Source organism: Streptomyces sp. NPDC021225, assembly GCF_044332865.1.
Classification (GTDB): Bacteria; Actinomycetota; Actinomycetes; order Streptomycetales; family Streptomycetaceae; genus Streptomyces.
The window spans coordinates 141,235-157,903 of record NZ_JBIRPV010000013.1; the positions used below are offsets into that span (position 1 = coordinate 141,235).

Genomic DNA, 16,669 nt, shown 5'->3' on the forward strand with positions numbered 1-16,669 from the left:
GACTCCGATTCCATAGCCAGATTGGATACGCTGGCCCGGTGAAAATCAGTTCGCACGCGGTGGCGCGCATGGTGGGGACCTGGCAGGAGGGGCCGGGGCCGGCGCACCAGCGCCTCTCCGACAGGCTGCGGTTGCTGATCCTGGACGGACGTCTCTCCCTCGGCGCGGCGCTGCCGAGCGAACGTGACCTGGCCACCGCGCTCGGCATCAGCAGAACCACCGCCGGTGCCGCGTACCGCACTCTCGTCGAGCACGGGTACCTGGCCACGAGGGCGCGGGCCAGGGCGACCGTGCGGCTCCCCCATGACACGCCGTCCGAGCGTCCGGCCGGTACGGACCCCTCGATCATCGACCTGTCGTTCGCCGCGCCACCGGCACCCGTCGAGATCCTCCACGCCGCCTTCGCGGCCGCGCTCGAACAGCTGCCGTGCCACTTCGAGCGGCACGGATACGACCGATGCGGTACGGCGGAGCTGCGCGAAGCGGTCGCCGACTGGTACCGGCGCAGAGGGCTGTCCACCGCGCCCGATCACATCATGATCACCAATGGGGCGCAGCACGCGCTCGGCCTGCTGGCGCGAACGCTCCTGTCACCACGCGACACGGTCTTGATCGATCACCCCACCTACCCGCATGCGATCAGGGCCTTCACCGGGGCGCGCGCCCGGCTGCTGCCCGTCGCCGTCGGGACGTCCGGCTGGGACATCGCGCAACTCCACGAGGCCGGGCGCACCGCCCAACTGGCCTATCTCATACCGGACTTCCACAACCCGACCGGGATGTGCATGTCCGCGAGCGAGCGCCGCCGGCTCAGGCCCGCGTGTCCCACGGTCATCGACGAGACCATGACCGAGCTTGCTCTGGACGGCGCGACACCGGAACCCTTTGCCGTACACGTGCCGACCGCCATCAGCGTCGGCTCGGTTTCCAAGAGCGTCTGGGGCGGCCTGCGCATCGGCTGGATCCGTGCCGCGCCCGCGCTCCTGGACCGCCTCGAACAGGCCCGGCCCGCCACGGACCTCGGCACCCCCGTCGTCGAACAGCTGGCGACGGCCGTCCTCCTGAACGAGCGCCGGACCGCGGGGCCCGACACCCTCCGGCACCTGCGGTCGCAGCGTGACGCGCTGAGTCAGGCACTCACCGAGCACCTGCCCGACGTTCACGCACCGCGGCCGGCCGGAGGTGTGTCGCTCTGGGCGTCGTTCCCCGAGCCCATCAGCTCACGGCTGGCGGCGATCGCGCCGGACTACGGAGTGACCATCGCGGCCGGACCACGATTCGGGGTCGGCGGCGCATTCGAGCGTTATGTCCGACTGCCGTACACGCTCCCGTCGAGTCAGCTCACCGAGGCGATCAGCAGACTCGCCCGGGCACGACGGGCGCTCGCCCGAGGCGCCACCGGAACCCACACGCCCGCCCCCGTCGCGTGATCGCCTACGCCTCGGGAAGGCGCAGTTCGACCACCAGGCCGTGGGGCGCGGCGGGCCGCAGGGACAGCTCGCAGCCGGCGGCGCGGGCCAGCTCCGAGGCGATGGCCAGGCCGAGGCCGCTGCCGGGGACGTTGCCATGGCCGGGGGAGCGCCAGAAGCGGCCCAGGGCCGCCTCGAACTGCTCGGCCTCGAGCCCCGGGCCGTCGTCGGCGATCCGCAGCACGCGCGCCTCCAGCCGGACCGTGACCGTGCCGCCGGGCGGTACGAACTTGGCCGCGTTGTCCAGGGCGATGTCGGCGATCCGGGCGGCCGCGGCGGGCAGCGGCGCGGCGGACGGGCCGATGTCCTCGAGCTCCACGGCCAGGGTCAGCTTCCGGGCCGCGTAGACGTCGTGCCAGATGGTCAGCCGCGCCCGCAGCGCCGTGCGGGCGATCGGCTCGGGGGCCGCCGTGCCGGCCTCGACCCGGGCGAGCTCCAGCAGGTCCTCCATGAGCCGGCCCAGCCGGTCGACTTCGGCCAGCGCCTCGGCGAACTCCTCGGTGCCGTCCGGAGTCAGGTGCGGCTCCAGGTTCTCCAGCCGCAGCGACAGCACGGTCAGCGGGGTGCGCAGCTCGTGGGAGGCGTCCGCGACGAAGGCCCGCTGCCGCTCCAGGGCGGCCGAGACGGCGTCGGCCATCGCGTTGAAGCGGCGCTCCAGCAGCCGCAGCTCGGCCGGGCCGCGCCCGCCGGCGCGCACCCTCGCGTCCATCCTGCCCTCGGCGATGGCGCGGGTGGTCAGGTCCAGTTCGGTCACCGGGCGCAGGATCCACCGCGCCAGCCTGCGGGCGGCGATCAGGGCGCAGAGCACGGCGACCACCGAGCCGGCCGCCACGGCTGCCCAGACGAGCGCCACATCGCGCCTGGCCGCCGCCGTGGGCACCTTCATCACCACCACGCCGAACACCTGCGTGTCCCGCCCCACAGGCTCCGCGACCACGGCCGACGCGGGGCCGAAGGGGGTGACCAGGGGCAGGCTCGCGGTGGTGCGGCCGGACAGCGCGCGTTCGGCGGGGTCCGCGGACCAGGCCCCGCCGCCCGCGACCCGCTTGCCGTCCCGGTCGCGGATCTCCACCTCGGTGCCGTACAGCTCGTGGTAGCGGGACACCTCCTGGACGAGCCCGGAGGTGTCGCCCTCGCGCATCGCCTGGTCGGCCAGTTCGGCGAAGCGGGTGGCGTCCGCGCGCCGCTCCAGCAGCAGCTGGCCGGTGCGGTGCGAGGAGTACGCCAGCGAGAAGGGCACGGCGAGCGCGGCCACCAGGCAGGCGATGAGCACCGTGTAGACGGCCAGGATCCTCAGCTGCATCCGCCGGTTCCCAGGCGGTACCCGGTGCGGCGCAGCGTCTCCACCAGCCATGGGCAGCCGGTCTTGGAGCGGATCCCGGCGATGTGCACATCCAGCGAGCGGGACGCCGACAGCAGCAGGTCGCCCCAGACAGCGTCCAGGATCTCCTCCCGGCTGCGGACGACCCCGGGCTCGCGGGCGAGCAGGGCCAGTACGTCGAACTCCCGGCGGGTGAGGGCGACCGGCCTGCCGTCCACCTCCAGCTGCCGGGCGGCCAGGTCGATGCGGACCCCGCCCACGGCCACCACCGGGCCGGGTGCGCTGAGGGGGCGGGTGCCCCGCCGTACGACGGCCTCCATCCGGGCGACCAGCTCGGCCGTACGGAACGGCTTGACGAGGTAGTCGTCGGCGCCGCCGCGCAGCCCGCGCAGCACATCCCGCTCCTCGGACCGGGCGGTGAGCACGATGACCGGGACGGCGGAGGCGCGGCGCAGCCGGCGCAGCGCCTCCAGGCCGTCCATGTCGGGCAGCCCCAGGTCGAGCAGGACGAAGTCGGCGCCGTCCTTGAGCCGCAGGGCGTCGTCCGCGCGCGCGGCACGGACGACCTGATGCCCCAGCCGGTCGAGGGCGGCGGTCAGCGCGGCCGCCAGCCGGTCGTCGTCTTCGACCAGGAGAATCTGCATGGGCGTAAGGGTAAACAGCCTCTGCCCTGGTCAGACAGGGGTGCGTGCCGCTTGCTCCGACGCGGCCGGCTCATCGGCGCGGGCCTTGGTGAGGGAGGCGTTCCGGGTCTCCCGCATGGTCAGATAGACAACCAGCGACACGGCCGCGCACCCCGAGACGTACCAGTAGAACCCGGACTCCGCGCCCGCGTTCTTGAACCACAGCGCCACATATTCCGCGGTGCCGCCGAACAGGGCGTTCGCCAGCGCGTAGGGCAGGGCGACGCCGAGCGCCCGGACGTGCGTGGGGAACAGCTCGGCCTTCACCACCGCGTTGATGGAGGTGTAGCCGGTGACGACGACCAGCGCGGCGAGCGAGAGCAGCAGCGCCCCGCCGAAGGTGTCGGTGTGCGACAGCGCGGTCATGATGGGCACGGTGGCCAGCATCGAGCCGAACCCGAAGGTGATCAGCAGCGGACGGCGGCCGATCCGGTCGGACAGCGCCCCGGCCAGCGGCTGAAGCAGCATGAAGATGAACAGGGCACAGAAGCTGACCAGCGAGGCGTCGGACTTGCTCAGCCCCGCCGTGTTGGACAGGTACTTGGTGAGATAGGTCGTGTAGGTGTAGTAGGCCACCGTGCCGCCCATGGTCAGAGCGATGACGAGCGCGGCCTCCTTGCGGTGGCGCAGCAGCTCGGCGATGGTCCCGCGCTCGCCCGGCCGGTGGGAGCCGGCCTCCTCGTACACCTCGGTCTCCAGCAGATTCCGCCGCAGCCAGAAGACCACGGCCGCGGCCACGGCCCCGACGATGAACGGGATGCGCCAGCCGTAGGAGTGCAGCGAGTCATCGGACATGGTGCGCTGGAGCACGATCAGCAGTCCCAGGCCGATCAGCTGGCCGGCGGTCATGGACACGTACTGGAAGCTGGAGACGAAGCCGCGGCGGCCGGGCTGGGAGGCCTCGGTCAGATACGTGGCGCTGGCCGCGTACTCGCCGCCTACCGACAGGCCCTGGAGCAGCCGGGCCACCAGCAGCACCCCGGCGCCGAAGTAGCCGACCTGGTCGTAGGTGGGTGCGATGGCGATGAGCAGCGCGCTGGCCGACATCAGGGTCACGGTGAGGGTGAGCGCGGCCTTGCGGCCGCGCCGGTCGGCGTAGCGGCCCAGCAGCCAGCCGCCGACGGGGCGCATGAAGAAGCCGACGGCGAAGATGCCGGCCGTGTTGAGCAGCTGCGCCGTGTCGTTGCCCTTGGGGAAGAAGGCCGAGGCGAAGTAGGTGGCGAAGCTGGCGTAGACGAACCAGTCGAACCACTCGACCAGGTTTCCGATCGAGCCGCCGAGCACGGCGCGCCACGGCGTGCGAGCCGGTGGTGCGGGGGATTTGACGGACACAGGGGCCTCCTCGTGCATGCGGGTGGATGGCGGCCCGCCCGAGGGACGCCGCCGCGGGTCGCAGCTTCGACGCGGAACGGTGTCGGCGTACAGCCCCCGGGGGCAGAGCTAACCTCCGCTTAACAAGAGCCCTTGACGAGGTGTGGGGCCCTTGGGACTGTGGTGATTCCGATTGACTTCTGTTTGCTTGTGTTCGAAGTTTCGGACTTCGGGAGGCAGCCATGAGCGGCATGTCGGCACAGAGCGAGTCGGCACAGAGCGAGTCAGCACAGAACGGGTCGGCGCGGAGCGCGTCGTACGGGCGCAGACGATTCCTCACCACGGCCGCGGCCCTCGGCGGGGCGGCGGCCCTGACCGGGTGGCCCCGCCCGGCCGCCGCGGCCCCGGCCGCGACCTGGGAGGACGTCATCAACGGCTCCTTCGCGAGCTACAGCGCCTTCGAGGCGGAGTGGAACTATCTCTACCCCTGGGGCTCCGACCACAACGGCAGCGCCCGGATGTACGGCAGCTCGAGCGACCACAACCACATCTATCTCGGCTCCGGCGTGCTGACCCTGCAAGCGAGCCGGATCACCTGGGACGAGGGCACCAGCTCCTCCACCCCGCATCTGCCGATCCGCTACCACTCGGGCGCGGTGCACGCCAAGAACCAGATCGTGGTGACCGACCAGTTCCCCGACTACGAGGTGAAGGGCGAATTCCAGGCCCCGAACGGCGCGGGGACCTGGCCCGCCTTCTGGCTCACCGGCGTCAACAGCTGGCCGCCGGAGAGCGACATCCTGGAATTCAAGGGGAACTCCAACAACTGGTTCAATACCTTCCGCACCTCCTCGGATGTGTCGAGCACGATTGTCGGGGTGTCGTCACCGGGGAATTGGCACACCTATCGCGCCTGGATCACCAAGGTGAACAACACCGACGTCGACATTCACTACTATCTCGACGGGACCTGGAAAGCGGTCCACCGCGGCGCGGGTTTCGTCGGAAAACCCCTGTGGCTCATCATCAACCTCCAGATGGAGGGCTCCTCGGGCTCCTCGGGCCCCGGCGGGGACACGTATTACCGGGCCCGGAACGTGTATGTGGGCCGCAACCGCACGTCCTGAAAGGCCCGGGCACAAGGCGGCGGCTTCCGGGGAGGGGATCCCGGAAGCCGCCGTCTCACCTGCCCGTGAGTTGCTGACGGTCGTGCTCGGAGAGCTCGCCCAGAGCCGCCAGCCGCTGCCTTCCCCAGGCGCCCAGGGGCTTCAGCGCCGTATTGAGATCCTCGCCCAGCTCGGTGAGTGAGTACTCCACCTTCGGCGGTACCTGGTCGTAGATCTCCCGGTGGACGATCCCGTCCGCCTCCAACTCCCTCAGCTGCTGGGTCAGCACCTTTTCGCTCACCCCCGGGACCAGCCGCTTCAATTCACCGAACCGGCACCGCTGGGAATTGAGCGCCCAAATGATCAGAACTTTCCACTTGCCGCCAATGACGTCCACGGCCGCGTCCAGGCCGCAGACATATGGCCGCTTCTTCATGAACCCATCCCCACTGACCTCAAGGTAACCACGCACTTTTTTGTCGGTACTTGCCCACACTACAGCGGGCGGCAAGGCTGGGACAGGCGCGCCGAGACCGATACCAGCAGCGGTAATGAGCAACTGGAGCACCTGACATGAGTGACACCCCCGTGACCGTCCTCGGCCTGGGCGCCATGGGCACGGCACTGGCCCGCGCCCTCCTGAAGGCGGGATTCCGGACCACCGTGTGGAACCGTACGGCCGCGAAGGCCGAGGCCCTCGCCGGCGAAGGCGCCCGGCACGCGGCGACGGTCGCCGAGGCCGTCGAGGCGAGCCGGCTGGTGGTGGTGTGCCTGCTCGACCACGACTCGGTGCACGACACCCTGGCCCCGGTCGCCGGGGCGCTGTCCGGCAAGGCTGTCACCAACCTCACCAGCGGTAAGCCCCGGCAGGCCCGCGAGCTGGCCGCGTGGGCGGCGGACCAGGGAGTGGACTATCTCGACGGCGGCATCATGGCCGTGCCCCCGATGATCGCGACCCCCGCCGCGTTCATCCTCTACAGCGGACCCCGGGACGTGTTCGAGACCCACCGGGCGGCGCTGGACGCCATGGCCCGGAGCGAATACCTCGGCGAGGACGTCGGGCTTGCGTCGCTGTACGACATCGCCCTGCTCAGCGCGATGTACGGCATGTTCGCCGGGATCCTGCACGCCCACGCGCTGATCCGCAGCGAGGACATCAAGGCGGCCGACTTCGCTCCCATGCTCGGCAGCTGGCTGAACGGCATGTCGGGCGCCGCGACCGGCGTCGCCGCGCGGATCGACCAGGGCGACTACGCCCAGGGCGTGGTCTCCAACCTCGCCATGCAGGAGGCCGGCTTCCACCATCTCCTGGAGACGGCCGAGGAGCAGGGCGTCAGCCCCGAACTCCTCGCCCCGCTGGCGCCGCTGATGACCCGCCGGGTCGCCGACGGCCACGGCCACGAGGACCTCTCGGGCCTGGTGGAACTGCTCCGCACCCGGGCGTGACGCGCCCCGGCACCGCCTAACGCTGGTCCTGGAGGACGGCCTCGCCGCGGGGGGCGCGGCGCTGGTCGGGCGGGCGGCGGGAGGACAAGCGGCGGCCGGGCGGCAGCCGGTCGTCGGCGCCGCGCGCCGGGCGGGGGATCCGGGGGAGCCGGCGCGGGCCCGCGGCGCCCGCCCCGGGGCCGCGGCTCCCGTCGTCCGGCCCCCGCGTCCCGCGCCCCTCGCCCGTCCCGTCCGCCTCGTCCGTTCCATCCGTTCCGTTCCTCGAGTCCGTCGCGTCCGCCCCCTCCGTCGCGTCCGCCTCGCGCGGCCGCGGAATGCCCGCTGCCTCCGCCGCCTGGGCCGACGTCTCCACGCCGTGCACGGTCAGCATGACCAGGCCGGTGCCGGCGACCAGCGCCGCCACCAGGGCGAGCAGGGTGCCGGGGGCGCCGTGGCGGAAGTGCTCGCCCAGCGCGGCGACGCCGATGGCCGTGGCGACAACGGGGTTGACCACGGTCGCCGTCGCCAGCGGGGCGGCCAGCCCGGCGCCCCGGTAGGACGCCTGGGACAGCAGCACCCCGGAGCCGGCCAGCAGCGCGATCATCGCCGCGCTGGGCAGCCCCGAGGCCCAGGCGTCCCACTCCAGTTCCACGGTGACGTTCTTGGTGAACACCGACGAGACACCGAAGGCGGTCCCCGCGGCCATGGCCAGCAGCACGCTGCGCACACCGGGCCGCCGCGCCCAGCGCGCGGCCACGGCCAGCACGGCGATCGCGGCCGCCGTGGCCACGGCCACCGTGATCCGGCCGTCTCTCGTGAGCGCTCTCGCCCCCGACGAACCGCTCAGCGAGAGCAGCCCGGCGAGCCCCGCGGTGGCCAGCACCGCGCCCCGCCATCCGGCCGAGCCCACCGGGCGGCGCACGAACACCGCGGCCATCGGCAGGGCGAAGACGATGGTCAGCGCGCCGAGCGGCTGCACCACGCTGAGCGGCCCGTACGCCAGCGCCAGCACATGGAGGACCGCACCGGCCCCGTTGAGCGTCACCGCGGTCCACCAGCGGCCACGGCGCAGCGCTGCGTACGGGCGGGGCGGCGTCGTCGCCGCGACATGCTCCTGGAGGATGGCGCCGGCGGCGTAGCACACCGCAGAGGCCAGGGCCAGCAGCACGGAGAGAGCCAGGGAGGTCACGTCAGGGCCCCCGGGGCCGGTCGGTCGTCGTCCATGCCTTCACGATGACGTGTTTCGCCCGCCACGTCGTCGTCCCTGAGCCCCCATTGCGCGTACTACCGGCGCAGTACGGCCCGCCGGAAGTGCGCCGTAGCGGCTGCTGTACGGGCGCGCTGCGCCAGCTCGTTCCCCGGCTCGGCCGGGCGGTAGACGGTCAGAGCGCCGGGCCGTTTCTCGATCACCAGCGCCTCGGCGGGGGACGGGGCGACCTCGCCGTCGTAGGCGCGGACGTCCACCTCGTGCAGGCCCGTCAGGCTCAGCCGCCGCAGCCGTCGCGTCGCCACCACCCGGGACCGGCCCAGCGTGCCGGTCAGGGCGGCGGCCAGCAGCCGGGTGCGGGCCAGCGGCTGGTCCCCGTCGACGGCCCGGACGTCGAGCAGCCCGTCGTCGAGCCGTTCGCGGTACGCCGGGGCGAACCCCTCCGGCGCGTAGCGGCAGTTGCCGACGAACAGCACCCACAGCCGCCGCCTGTGGCCGTTCACCTCGATCTCCATGGGCGTCGCGGTGCGCAGCACGCGGGCGAGGGCGACCGCGGCGGCCGGCCATGTGCCGAGCCGGCCCTCCAGGCTCTCGCGGATCTTCACCAGCTCGGGGTACATCCCCAGGCTGAAGGTGTTGATGAAGTGGCCGCCCGGTCCGTCGCCCGGGAGCGGGCTCACCCGGGCCAGGTCCACGGCGACGGCGTCGCCCTGGGTCACGGCGTGCACCGTGTCCTCGACGGCGGGCACCCCCACGTCCAGGGCGAAGTGGTCGAAGGTGCCGCCGGGGAACACGGCCAGCGGCAGCCCGCGCTCGGCGGCCAGCGCGGCCGCCGCGTTGACGCTGCCGTCCCCGCCGCAGATCCCCAGCGCCCCGCCCCGCTCGGCGGCGCGCCGGGCGGCCCGGTCCAGCAGCTCCCCGAGGTCCGTCTCGGGGTCGCGCTCCAGGACTTCGGCGGCGGGCAGCAGCGCGCGCAGCCGCTCGGCGGGCGTCGGCGCGGCCCCCGGTACGCCCCCTGGTACGCCCACGCCCGACTGGCGGTTGACGACCACCACAAGACCGTCGCCCCCGGGCAGCGCCGGGGCCGAGACGCGCGGCCGGGCCTGGGCGGGGGTCTGCGGCCGTGGCGGCCACCAGCGGCAGGTCAGCGCGGCGGCGCCGACGCCCAGGGCGAGCCCCGCGAGGACGTCGCTGGGGTAGTGCACGCCGACGTACACCCGGGAGAAGGCCACCGCGGCGGCGAGCGGGGCGACGAGGATGCCGTATCCGGTGGACTCCAGGGCGACCCCGGTGGCGAAGGCGGCCGCGGAGGCGGAGTGCCCGGAGGGGAAGGAGCTGGTCCACGGCTGCCGGGCCAGCCGGCGGATCAGCGGCACGCCGTCGAGGACCGGACGCCGCCGGTTCACGGTCCACTTCACCACGGTGTTGGACGCGAGCGAGGCGGCGGCCAGCGCCCCGACCCCGCGCAGCGCGGCCCGCCGCGCGGTCCGCCCGCCGACCGTGGCCAGCACTCCGGCCGTGCCGAACCACAGCCGGCCGTGGTTGGCGGCGTGGGTGAGCCCCGGCAGCACGGGATGGGCGCCGCGCAGCCGGCCGTCCGCGACCCGTGCGAACAGCCGTCGGTCAAGATCGCTGATGAATCTCATGCCACATGGGTATCCCGGATCGGCCGTCGGCGCCCAATTCCGGTGCTCGCCGACGGCCGGTCCGGGCTTCCTCTCCCCTCGTACGCCGCGTCAGGAGGCGGGCAGCCCCCAGCGCGGCGCCGCCTCGTTCGGCGGGACCGGCCGCACGCTCATGTCGGGCCGGTCGCCGCGCGCCGTGATGACCGCCTCCTGGCCGCGGGCGAGCCGGATCCGGATGGTGCCCTCGCCCGCCGGCTCGTACCGCAGGGGCCGCCCGTGCCCGTCGCGCACCTCGATGTCCCCGCCGAGGGAGTGGCGTACGACGCAGGGCGCGCCCGCCTCGCTGCGCAGCCGCACCCAGCGGGTGACCCCGTCCTCGCGCGCCGCGCTCAGCAGGAACGCGCCCTGCGTACGGAAGTCGTGCACGACCAGCTCGCGCCAGGCGGCGGGCAGCGCGGGGAAGACCCGGATCACCCCGCCCCAGCTCTGGCACACCATGTCGTGCAGCGACTGCACGGCGGACAGCGGGGTCTCGATGACCGGCCCTGACTCCTTGTACATGGTGTTGGCCTGGATGAAGCGGCGCATCAGCTCGCCCAGGTACTTCAGCGCGTCCTCGCCCCGCCCCATCTGGGCGGAGATGGAGGCGGCCCCGGTGAAGGTGTAGCCCTGAAGCGCGCCTTCGAAGCCCACCCAGTGGTTCAGCGAGGTCTCGATCAGCTCGCGGTTCGCCGGGTCCTCCCAGGTCACCTCGTACAGCGGGTAGACGGCGAGCAGATGAGAGTAGTGGCGGTGGGACTTGGCGAAGGGGACCCCGGCGCCGATCATGTAGCCGTTCTCGTCGACCGGGTACGGGGTGAGCTTGGCGAGCACCTCCCGCCAGCGTGGCGCGAGATCATCGCGCACGCCCAGGGTCTTCACCGACTCCAGCAGGGTGGCGCAGCCCCAGCGCAGCAGCATCAGGTCGTAGTTGCAGTCCGGGGCGTTCACGCCGTACTCGGGCGAGAAGGTGGCGGGCAGATGGAGCTTGCCGTCGCTGCCGGGGGTGAGGAAGTGGAGGTAGTAGTTGACGGCCTTGCGCAGCAGGGGGAAGAGGACGTCGCGCAGGACCGCGGTGTCCATGGTGTGGCGGTAGCTGAGCCAGACGTTGTGCAGCGCCCAGGTGAGGTTGCCGACCTCGGGGGTGGGCGGGTCCTGGCCGGGGATGCCGACGGCGAAGCCGCCGTTCGCGACGGAGCCGCCGTTGACCAGCTGGGGGTCGGTGGTGCGCGGGATGCCCGCCGAGTCCTTGCGGTACGGGGCGTCGAGCTGGTTGGAGAGGTTGTCGCGGAACTCGCTCAGCGCCCGGGTCACCGCGTCGAGTTCCAGGTGGTTGGAGCCGTGGATCAGCCAGTACTCCAGCTGCACATTGAGGTTCCACCAGGTGTTGGGCCAGGGGGTGGACTCCAGCCACGGCCCGCAGGTGGCCATCACGGGCGCGTCGGCGCGCGCGGCCGCGGCGACCTTGTAGAGCTGGATCCAGTAGAAGCGCTGAAGCCGGGCGTCGGGGAGGGACAGGAAGCTCTTGCGGTAGTAGGCGTGCCACCAGCGGCGGTGGGTGGCCGCGAGCGTGTCGTAGGGGTGTGCGGAGGCCGACCGTACGGACTTCAGCGCGGCGCCCAGGGCGGTGGTCCGCGGGAAGGAGTGCGCCACTGTCAGATACAGGGTCCGCCGCCCCGCGGCCGTCCGCTCCCGCCAGGCCGTCACGTGCTGTCCGCCCGCCAGCAGGGACTGGACGGCGGTGTGCACGCCGTCGCGCTCCGCCACCACGGCCGGGGGGTTTCCGGTGTAGCCGTCCGGGACCGGCTTGAACGCGACCCGCGGGCTGATCGCCTCGGCCGGGTGGAAGACCCAGCGGAAGGCGGCCTCGCCGGCGCTCGGGGTGACCTCGACGGCCATCACCGAGCGGGAGTTGTGGACCAGGGCGCGCAGTGTGAGGGTGCCCTTGTCGGTGGTGACGGTGCCGGTCAGCTCGGCGTCGCGGAGCCGCAGCCGCCAGTCGACGGCGGTGATGGTGCCGACCGGCTCCAGGGTGAACCAGCCGATCGGCAGCCGGGCCAGGCCGAACAGCGAGCCGAACTCGGGGCGGTGGTCCTGGACCTCGCTGTGCTGGACGTTGAACCGGACGGCGCCCGCGCCGCCCGGCTCCGCGTAGATGCCGGAGCCGAGGAGGGCGTTGCCCAGGAAGGGGCCCTCGTACCAGGTCGTCGGCAGCTTCTGCCACACCATGTCGGCGTCGTCGAGGACCGCGGCCCAGGCGTCGCTCGCGGCCGTTGCCGCGGGCTCCGCATGCTCCGCGGCGTGTGCGGCGGGCGCCGTGACGAGCCCGGCGGCCCCGGCGGATGCGGCGAGGGCGCCGCCGAGGACCGTTCTTCTGGACGGTATGGGTGACATCGCAGCCGTGGACACGTACATGCCTCCAGTTCGTCACTCTGAACCCCTCGGCATGATGCAGTCCCCGGAAGGGAACCGGAACCCCTCGCGCACGATAAACATCGGATGGCATGCGGGTGATGACGGTGCGATACCCGCGCGAAAGGCCGTCAGGTGGGTGAGACCTCGGACCTCCGGCGCAGTGTGGCGGCGAGATAGGCGGCCGCGGTGCCAAGCCCCGTGGGCCCGTACGAGGTGCGCGACGGCAGGCCTACCGGGCGGCGCAGCTCGGACTCCGTGTAGCGGAGGGTCTGCCGGTGCCAGCGCAGGATCCCGGCCATCCAGTGCTTCAGCTCGCGGGCATAGCGGTCGAGCGTGGCGCGGGTCGTCGCGTCCAGCGCCAGATCCCCGTACATCGCGGGCAGTTCGGTGGCGACGATGCGCTGGAACTCGCGCATCCGGGAGTTGGCCAGATCGCCGACGATGTGCAGGGCCTCCGGAACCCCGCAGCCGAAGAAGTTCTGGACGACCAGCACACCGTTGTGGATCTCGCCCTCGAACTCGATCTCCTTCCGGAACGAGTGGAGGTCGTTGACCAGCGCCGCGTAGTCCCCGGCCGCGTGCTCCAGGGCCTGGAGCGGACGGGCCCGGCGCACCTCGGGAGGTATCGCCGGCCAGCGGGACAGCCGGGACAGGCTCATGGCCAGGTCCGCCCCGAAGGTCCTGCGGCGCATCTCGATGTAGTCGACCGGGTCGGGGACCCGGTGCTCCGTCTCGTTGGCCAGCTCCCACAGCCAGCTGCCGGTCATGTCCTCGACGGCGGTGCGGAAGGCGCGGCGCGCGCACACCTCCATCGGCCCCGCCGTACGCGCCCAGAGGTCGGCCAGGCCCCGCTCCAGCGCGGTCACCGGGGCGGGGGCGGCGGTGGACTCCACCGGCATGAAGGCCGACAGCCGCGCGTTGCACGCCCTGGCCCCGGCCAGGTCGTGGCCGCGCCCGAACACCACGGGGTAGTAGTCGTCCGCGTAGGTGCCCCAGGTCAGCCAGCCCGTGGTCAGATCCAGCTCCTCGAGGGTGGCGGCCGGGTGGATCCCGGCCGCGGCCAGGGCGAAGTCGCAGGCCCTCAGCTTGCGCTCGTCCCAGACCCCGGCGCCGGGCAGACCGGGCGGCACATCCAGGATGCCCATCCGCCACCCCCACTCCACGATGTTCTCCCGGGAGCGGTCCAGATGGGGGCTGAGCAGGGCGGGGTAGGGCATATGGAGCCCCGGCAGCCGCACCGGCCCGACCGCCCGGCGCGGCGGGTGCGCATGGCTCCTGAGCCGGGCCGGCAGGGTGACGGCCAGCGAGGTGACGATCCGGGCCGCCGCGCTGCCCAGGCCCGTGGGGCCGCCCGGGAGCGCCGCCCCGCCGCCGTTCATATAGCGGCTGGAGCGCAGGTGCCACTCGTGCCCGCCCGACTGCCAGTCCTGCAACCCCTTGGCGTAGGTGAGGACGTCCGCGCAGGACCGCGGGTCCAGGCCGGACTCCACGAACAGCTGCGGCAGTTCGGTGAAGACGGTGTGCTCGAACTGCTGAAGCCGCGAGGTGATCAGGTCGTTGACGGCCTCGGCGGCCGCCTGGGTGTCACAGCTGAGGAACCGCTCGAAGACCAGCACGCCGTTGGAGAGCTCCCCCTCGTCCTCGACCTCGCGCTGATAGGAGAAGAGATCGTTGCGCAGGTGCACGGCGTCGGCGAAGGCGTCCCTGAGCACCAGCAGCGGCCGGCTCGCCGCCACGGCCTCGGGCACCTCGGCGCCCGCCGCGTACTCCACGATCCCGGCCGACCAGGGGGCGCCGCCGACCTTGCGGCGCATCTCGATGTACTCCAGGGGGTTGGCGACCCGCCCCTCGCTGATGTTGGACAGCTCCCACATGCTCTCTTCGAGCAGATGCCGGGTGGCCTCGGCGAACCGCCGGCGCCAGCCCCGGGACATGACGGGTGTCGTACGGGCCCACAGATCGGCCAGCCCTCGCTCCACCGCGTTCTCCGGCGCCGCGGCGGGCTCGCCGTCGGGGCACACCGGCATGAACGCCCGCAGCCGGTCGAGATAGGCCTTGGCGCCCGCCATGTCCCGGCTGCGCTTGAAGCTCTCCAGGAAGTGGTCGTCGAAGAAGAACACCCAGACGTACCAGTCGGTCACCGTGGACAGCACCTCGGCCGACGCGTCCGGGTGGGTGTAGGCGCAGAGCAGGGCGTAGTCATGGGAGTCGAAGTCGGCCTCGTCCCAGACCCCCGACCCTTCGATCATCTCCATCGCACGGGCCCACCGCTTGGAGTGCTCCCGGGCCGCCGCCAGATGGGGATTCAGCCGGGCCGGATACGGCTCGTAGAAGTCCGGCAGCTCGAAGGGCTGTGGCATCCGCGCCTCTCACCTCTCATCGTGTACGACGTCTGCGGCGGGACCCTGCCCCCGCCCCTGTCGAGATGCGGCTCCGCCGCGCGGGGGCGGTTTTGCCCCCTGGACCCCGGGCCGGGGTCTGGGGCGGAGCCCCCCGCGCGGCGGAGCCGCACATCGGCACTGCGGGAAGGGGCGGGGTGGGGAACAGCTCCGCTGGACGGGGCCTAGTCCCGGCCGTGGGAGATCTCGACGTTCTCCAGGACGCCGAGCGCGTCCGGCACCAGGACGGCCGCGGAGTAGTACGCCGTGACGAGGTAGGAGATCAGCGCCTTCTCGTCGATGCCCATGAACCGCACGGACAGCCCGGGCTCGTACTCGTCGGGCAGCCCCAACTGGTGCAGCCCGATGACGCCCTGGTCGTCCTCGCCGGTACGCATGACGATGATGGAGCTGGTGCGCTCCTTGGTGATGGGGATCTTGTTGCAGGGCAGGATGGGCACGCCGCGCCAGGCGGGCACCTTGTTTCCGTTCAGGTCGACGTGGTCGGGGTAGAGGCCCCGGGAGTTCAGCTCGCGGCCGATGGCGGCGATGGTCCGCGGATGGGCGAAGAAGAACTTGGAGCCGCGGCGGCGGGTGAGCAGCTCGTCGAGGTCGTCCGGGGTCGGCGGGCCGGAGTGGGTCTGGATCCGCTGGGAGTAGTCGGCGTTGTGCAGCAACCCGAACTCGCGGTTGTTGATCATCTCGTGTTCCTGCCGCTCGCGCAGGGCCTCGATGGTCAGCCGCAACTGCTGTTCGGTCTGGTTCATCGGCTTGTTGTAGAGGTCCGCCACCCGGGTGTGCACCCGCAGCACGGTCTGCGCGACGCTGAGCTCGTACTCACGCGGATGGAGTTCGTAGTCGACGAAGGTGCCGGGCAGCTCGACCTCGCCCGCATGGCCGGAGGCCACCGTGATCTCGGCCTCGCCGCGCGCGTTCTGCCGCTGCTGGGGGAGCGCGGCGAACTCCGCGACATGCGCCTGAAGGGCGGGCGAGCCCTCCAGGATCGAGGTGAACTCCCGCCGCGGCAGACCGAGCAGGGTGCCCCCGGTGACGGCCTTGGCCGTGTACTCCCAGGTCGAGTCGGCGCTGAGCAGACACTGCTCGCCGAACCGGTCGCCGTCGCCCAGCACCCCGAGGCGGGTGGGTTCGCCGTACGGACCGCTGCCGGTCTTCTGGACCTTGCCGTGCGCGATCAGATAGATGTGGTCGGCGGCGGTGCCCTCCTCCGCGAGCACCTCGCCGGCCTCGAAGTCGCGCTGCACGAAGCGGTTGGCGAGGGCTGTCAGCACACCCACGTCCTCGAAGCCGCGCAACACCGCGAGCTCGCCGAGCTCACGCGGGATGACCTGGACCCGCGCACCTGTCTTCACAAACTCGATGCGGCCGTCCCCGACCGTGTAGGTGAGGCGCCGGTTGACCCGGTACACCCCGCCCTCGGTCTGCACCCAGGGCAGCACCTTGAGCAGCCAGCGGGAGGTGATCCCCTGCATCTGCGGAACGGACTTGGTGGTGGTGGCGAGGTTGCGTGCGGCGGCGGTGCCGAGGCTGAGCTGCTCCTGCCGATCCGGCTGCGCTTCGCTGGCCGCGTCTACCGACATCAGCCGTTCTCCTTTGCGTGCGGGGGGTCTGGCGGCGAACACTCAGCACGCTAGGGGGCGTTGAACGGCGGAGGCGGGGACGGCGAAGCCGA

The 16,669-nt window shown here is 72.3% G+C and carries 12 protein-coding genes; 3 read left to right on the plus strand and 9 right to left on the minus strand.

Annotated elements, in window-relative coordinates:
• The first annotated feature begins 38 nt into the window (after positions 1–38).
• Complete coding sequence (locus tag ACH4S9_RS38600) at positions 39–1,430, plus strand: PLP-dependent aminotransferase family protein (RefSeq protein ID WP_398376343.1); 1,392 nt, start codon at positions 39–41, stop codon at positions 1,428–1,430.
• A gap of 4 nt (positions 1,431–1,434) precedes the next feature.
• Here the strand turns inward: ACH4S9_RS38600 and ACH4S9_RS38605 are convergent, their stop codons facing one another.
• Genes ACH4S9_RS38605 through ACH4S9_RS38615 form a run of 3 tightly spaced genes read right to left on the minus strand, consistent with a single transcriptional unit; the run spans position 1,435 to position 4,805 of the window.
• The gene (locus tag ACH4S9_RS38605; RefSeq protein ID WP_398376345.1) at positions 1,435–2,772 is read right to left on the minus strand and encodes a sensor histidine kinase; all 1,338 of its coding nucleotides are present in this window, start codon (positions 2,770–2,772) and stop codon (positions 1,435–1,437) included.
• Positions 2,763–3,434 (minus strand): response regulator transcription factor, encoded by a 672-nt coding sequence (locus ACH4S9_RS38610; protein ID WP_311726856.1) that lies wholly within the window; start codon positions 3,432–3,434, stop codon positions 2,763–2,765. Before ACH4S9_RS38610 ends, ACH4S9_RS38605 begins: the two co-directional genes overlap by 10 nt.
• Before the next feature lie 30 nt (positions 3,435–3,464).
• Positions 3,465–4,805 (minus strand): MFS transporter, encoded by a 1,341-nt coding sequence (locus ACH4S9_RS38615; RefSeq protein ID WP_398376347.1) that lies wholly within the window; start codon positions 4,803–4,805, stop codon positions 3,465–3,467.
• Between the two features lie 221 nt (positions 4,806–5,026).
• Between ACH4S9_RS38615 and ACH4S9_RS38620 the strand changes: the two genes are divergently transcribed.
• The gene (locus tag ACH4S9_RS38620) at positions 5,027–5,911 is read left to right on the plus strand and encodes a family 16 glycosylhydrolase (protein WP_398376349.1); all 885 of its coding nucleotides are present in this window, start codon (positions 5,027–5,029) and stop codon (positions 5,909–5,911) included.
• A 55-nt stretch (positions 5,912–5,966) separates the two neighbouring features.
• On the opposite strand, the gene ACH4S9_RS38625 is transcribed toward ACH4S9_RS38620, so the two are convergent.
• Entirely contained in the window at positions 5,967–6,326 is a 360-nt protein-coding gene (locus ACH4S9_RS38625; protein WP_358845842.1) for a helix-turn-helix domain-containing protein, read from the minus strand.
• A 137-nt stretch (positions 6,327–6,463) separates the two neighbouring features.
• Here ACH4S9_RS38625 and ACH4S9_RS38630 point away from each other — a divergent pair, with 137 nt between their 5' ends.
• Positions 6,464–7,336, plus strand: a complete 873-nt coding sequence (locus tag ACH4S9_RS38630) for an NAD(P)-dependent oxidoreductase (protein ID WP_398376350.1) — start codon at positions 6,464–6,466, stop codon at positions 7,334–7,336.
• 16 nt (positions 7,337–7,352) lie between these two features.
• On the opposite strand, the gene ACH4S9_RS38635 is transcribed toward ACH4S9_RS38630, so the two are convergent.
• From ACH4S9_RS38635 to ACH4S9_RS38655, 5 genes are all read right to left on the minus strand, one after another.
• Positions 7,353–8,504: a DMT family transporter gene (locus ACH4S9_RS38635; protein ID WP_398376352.1), complete on the minus strand. Its 1,152-nt coding sequence runs from the start codon at positions 8,502–8,504 to the stop codon at positions 7,353–7,355.
• A 95-nt stretch (positions 8,505–8,599) separates the two neighbouring features.
• On the minus strand, positions 8,600–10,168 hold the full coding sequence (locus ACH4S9_RS38640; RefSeq protein ID WP_398376354.1) for a bifunctional phosphatase PAP2/diacylglycerol kinase family protein: 1,569 nt from the start codon (positions 10,166–10,168) through the stop codon (positions 8,600–8,602).
• Positions 10,169–10,258: 90 nt separating this feature from the next.
• On the minus strand, positions 10,259–12,580 hold the full coding sequence (locus ACH4S9_RS38645; protein ID WP_398376355.1) for a glycosyl hydrolase family 95 catalytic domain-containing protein: 2,322 nt from the start codon (positions 12,578–12,580) through the stop codon (positions 10,259–10,261).
• A gap of 149 nt (positions 12,581–12,729) precedes the next feature.
• Entirely contained in the window at positions 12,730–14,961 is a 2,232-nt protein-coding gene (locus ACH4S9_RS38650; RefSeq protein ID WP_398376357.1) for a germacradienol/geosmin synthase, read from the minus strand.
• 203 nt (positions 14,962–15,164) lie between these two features.
• Positions 15,165–16,577, minus strand: coding sequence for a family 2B encapsulin nanocompartment shell protein (locus ACH4S9_RS38655; protein WP_311726847.1), 1,413 nt, complete (start codon positions 16,575–16,577; stop codon positions 15,165–15,167).
• Positions 16,578–16,669 lie beyond the last annotated feature (92 nt).

Excerpts from the sequence above, each read along its gene's own strand:
- ACH4S9_RS38610 (WP_311726856.1), bottom strand. The coding sequence starts at position 3,434 with ATGCAGATTCTCCTGGTCGAAGACGACGACCGGCTGGCGGCCGCGCTG.
- ACH4S9_RS38625 (WP_358845842.1), bottom strand. The coding sequence starts at position 6,326 with ATGAAGAAGCGGCCATATGTCTGCGGCCTGGACGCGGCCGTGGACGTC.
- ACH4S9_RS38655 (WP_311726847.1), bottom strand. The coding sequence starts at position 16,577 with ATGTCGGTAGACGCGGCCAGCGAAGCGCAGCCGGATCGGCAGGAGCAG.
- ACH4S9_RS38605 (WP_398376345.1), bottom strand. The coding sequence starts at position 2,772 with ATGCAGCTGAGGATCCTGGCCGTCTACACGGTGCTCATCGCCTGCCTG.
- ACH4S9_RS38640 (WP_398376354.1), bottom strand. The coding sequence starts at position 10,168 with ATGAGATTCATCAGCGATCTTGACCGACGGCTGTTCGCACGGGTCGCG.
- ACH4S9_RS38645 (WP_398376355.1), bottom strand. The coding sequence starts at position 12,580 with ATGTCACCCATACCGTCCAGAAGAACGGTCCTCGGCGGCGCCCTCGCC.
- ACH4S9_RS38620 (WP_398376349.1), top strand. The coding sequence starts at position 5,027 with ATGAGCGGCATGTCGGCACAGAGCGAGTCGGCACAGAGCGAGTCAGCA.
- ACH4S9_RS38630 (WP_398376350.1), top strand. The coding sequence starts at position 6,464 with ATGAGTGACACCCCCGTGACCGTCCTCGGCCTGGGCGCCATGGGCACG.
- ACH4S9_RS38650 (WP_398376357.1), bottom strand. The coding sequence starts at position 14,961 with ATGCCACAGCCCTTCGAGCTGCCGGACTTCTACGAGCCGTATCCGGCC.